We start from the raw sequence: 2,832 nt of genomic DNA, 5'->3' as shown, positions 1-2,832 counted from the left end.
TCGGCCGGCAGCGGCATGCCGGCGAAGCCCAGCGCCTCGATCACCGCCCCGGTCGCGGCCCGCCACAGCCAGGTGCGGCGGGCGACGATCGGATGCGGCACCGCCAGCGTCAGGGCGCCGCCGGCCAGCGGCAGCCCGTCGGCCAGCAGGCGGCCGCCGAGCTCGGCCAGGAACCGGTCGGGCGCGGGCACGGCGCCGGCGTCGTCGACGAGCCAGGCGAGAGGGGCGGGCAGATCCATGCCGCGATCATGCCGTCCCGGCCCGGGATCTGTCATCCACGGCGGGTGGTGAAGTCCGGCCGCGCCGTGTTATTTTGCGCCCTGGACTCGGGATGGCCGACAGGGAAGCGCGATGGACGAAACGACCGTCTTCCGGCGCGAGATGCGGATCCCGGCGCCGCCCGCCACCATCTTCGCCTTTCTGACCGACCCGCAGAAGATCCTGCGCTGGATGGGTATCTCCGCGACGCTGGAGCCGCAGCCCGGCGGGCTGTACCTGCTCGACGTCGACGGCACCAACGTCGTGCGCGGCGCCTTCCGCGAGGTGGTGCCGGTGCACCGCCTGGTCTACAGCTTCGGCTGGGAGGGCAATGCCGAGACCCCGCCGGGCTCCAGCCAAGTCGAGATCGACCTGATCGAGCAGCCCGACGGCACGTTGATGCGGATGACCCATAGCGGCCTGCTGCCGTCGACGCTGCCCGCTCATGAGCGCGGCTGGACGTTCTTTCTCGATCGCCTGGCGGCGGTGCTGGCCGATCGCGATCCAGGGCCGGTCCCGAAGCCCGACTGTACCCCGCCGGAGGCCGGGGGCTGACCGTCGCCACCGCTGCCGCAACCCAGTTGGCGCAACCCCAGTTGGCGCAACCGTGGAGGAGACCGATGCCAGACGATCTCGTCGTCCGTCGCGAAACCCATGTTCCGGCGCCGCCCGCCGCGGTGTTCGCCCTGCTGACCGACCCGGAGCAGATCCTGCGCTGGATGGGCACGGAGGCGCAGCTCGACCCGCAGCCCGGCGGGCTGTACCTGGTCAACGTCACCGGCGCCCGCTTCGCCCGCGGCGCCTTCCGCGAGGTGGTGCCGGTGCATCGCCTGTCCTACAGCTTCGGCTGGGACGGCAGCGAGGCGGTGCCGCCGGGGTCGAGCCTGGTCGAGATCGACCTGATCGAGCAGCCCGACGGCACGCTGTTGAAGATGACCCACACCGGCCTGCCGAATGCCGAGCAATGTGCCGGCCATGCCGAGGGCTGGGGCCACTACCTCGACCGCCTGGCGGCGCTCGGCGGTGGCCGCGACCCGGGGCCGGACCCCTGGCTCGGCCGGAACGACTGAATCCGCCCTGTCGGACTCCGGCGTCCCCGTTCGTCCTCTGGAGAGACCCGTTCCGGAGGTGAGCCATGGACGAGCTGCCGGTCATCAAGACGCGTCGCAAGGGCAGGAGCCAGACGCAGAGCATGCTGATCCCGAGCGAGGGGATGGTCGCCGAAGCGCTGCGGGCGGCCCCGCCCGGCCAGCTGTCGGACTTGGCCGGGCTTCGGCGGGCCCTGGCGGCACGGCATGGGGCCGATGCCTGCTGCCCGGTCACCACGCAGCGCCATCTGGTGCGGATCAGCCAGGACGGCAGCGCGCCGTTCTGGCGCGTCGTCGATCCCGACCGGCCCTTCGCCCGGCGGATGGCCGGCGGACCCGACCGCATCCGCGAGAGGCTGGCCGCGGACCGCTGATGGCCCGGCCGGGTTCCCAGCCCGGATCGTATTCACGCGCATACCATGATGCCGTTCCTGCATTAGGCGGCTGATCCCTTTCCTATTACCTGAATATGACCAATCCGTTACGCAGGCTTGAACAATCCGCTCAGCAACGGTCCCGGAAACGGGACAGTCATGGCAGAGCCGGTCATCCCACCGGATCTTGACGAACTCTTCACAGGACTGCCGGGCGCGGCGGATGTGCGGAGACGTGTCTGCTGAAGCGGGCCTGAGACTGGGGAGCCCATGAAGAAGAAGTCGCGAATTCCGGCGGCCAGGATGGCCCTGTTCGTCAACAAGCTGACGACCGCCATCGTCCCGACCGGCGCCCATGCCGGCGACCCGCTGGAGCCGTTCGTCCAGACGCGGAAGACCGGCAACGACCGCACCGAGATCGTGGTCGGAACCCGGACCTTCTTCGCCGGATCGCTCGATGCCGGCGGACAGGGGGCCGTGCAGGTGGTGGCCGAGCGCCGGTCCCGCGGCAACGGCAAGGACGACGGGCAGGAGACGTTCCACCCGGTGAAGACGGACCTGACGCTGGACACCGCGGTCGAGCTGTACAAGCAGCCGCAGGGTCGCTGGGGCGTCCGCGGCGGCCGGGCGATCCCCGCCTCGGCCGCGTGGCTCGCCGGCGACGGCTTCGACGCCCTGAACGCCGCTGCCTTCCAGCCCGGCTTCCGGCAGATCGGATCGCGCGAATGCTGCGTCGGCGAGATCATGGTCCGGGGCAAGGCCAGCGAAACATCCGCGCCGGTGCTGGTCGAGCGGGTGCTCGGCCCGGAGACGGCGGCGGACCGCTACCGCCTGGTCAACGCCGATCTGGGCCGGGGCGACGCGGTCGAGCTGGTCGACGGCCCCGCCCGGTCGGACCCCTTCGCCACCGAAGTGCTGCGCCGGATCGGTCGGGTCTGGGTCGCCGGCCAGGGGCGGGAGATCGCCGAGGCGGCGGCCCTCAATGCGCTGAAGGCCGGCGCGCCGCTGGACGCCGCAGCATCCCTGCCGGCCGATCTGCTGCCGCGCGCCGGCAAGGATCTGGGGCCGGCGGCGGCCCCGACCTACGCCGCGGCCGGAGCGGCCGCCGGTGC

At 71.9% G+C, this 2,832-nt stretch carries 5 protein-coding genes; 4 read left to right on the top strand and 1 reads right to left on the bottom strand.

Annotated features, from left to right (window positions below; translation table 11 throughout):
- On the bottom strand, positions 1-239 hold a 239-nt coding region (locus tag FFK22_RS41325), incomplete at its 3' end, for a hypothetical protein (protein ID WP_373683779.1).
- Between the two features lie 112 nt (positions 240-351).
- Between FFK22_RS41325 and FFK22_RS41320 the strand changes: the two genes are divergently transcribed.
- The 4 genes from FFK22_RS41320 to FFK22_RS41305 all read left to right on the top strand — a co-directional run.
- Positions 352-813: an SRPBCC domain-containing protein gene (locus FFK22_RS41320; RefSeq protein ID WP_138892086.1), complete on the top strand. Its 462-nt coding sequence runs from the start codon at positions 352-354 to the stop codon at positions 811-813.
- Positions 814-878: 65 nt separating this feature from the next.
- A complete protein-coding gene (locus FFK22_RS41315) occupies positions 879-1,328 on the top strand; it encodes an SRPBCC domain-containing protein (RefSeq protein ID WP_138892087.1) in 450 nt (149 codons plus the stop codon).
- 65 nt (positions 1,329-1,393) lie between these two features.
- Positions 1,394-1,720 carry a hypothetical protein gene (locus FFK22_RS41310; protein WP_138892088.1) on the top strand — a complete coding sequence of 109 codons (327 nt, stop codon included), beginning with the start codon at positions 1,394-1,396 and terminating at the stop codon, positions 1,718-1,720.
- 270 nt (positions 1,721-1,990) lie between these two features.
- Positions 1,991-2,832 (top strand): hypothetical protein (locus FFK22_RS41305; protein ID WP_221939281.1); only part of this gene is annotated, 842 nt, incomplete at its 3' end.

It is taken from the genome of Mycobacterium sp. KBS0706 (assembly GCF_005938675.2).
Taxonomy (GTDB): Bacteria; Pseudomonadota; Alphaproteobacteria; order DSM-16000; family Inquilinaceae; genus Inquilinus.
This window is presented reverse-complemented; position numbering and strand designations above follow the sequence as displayed.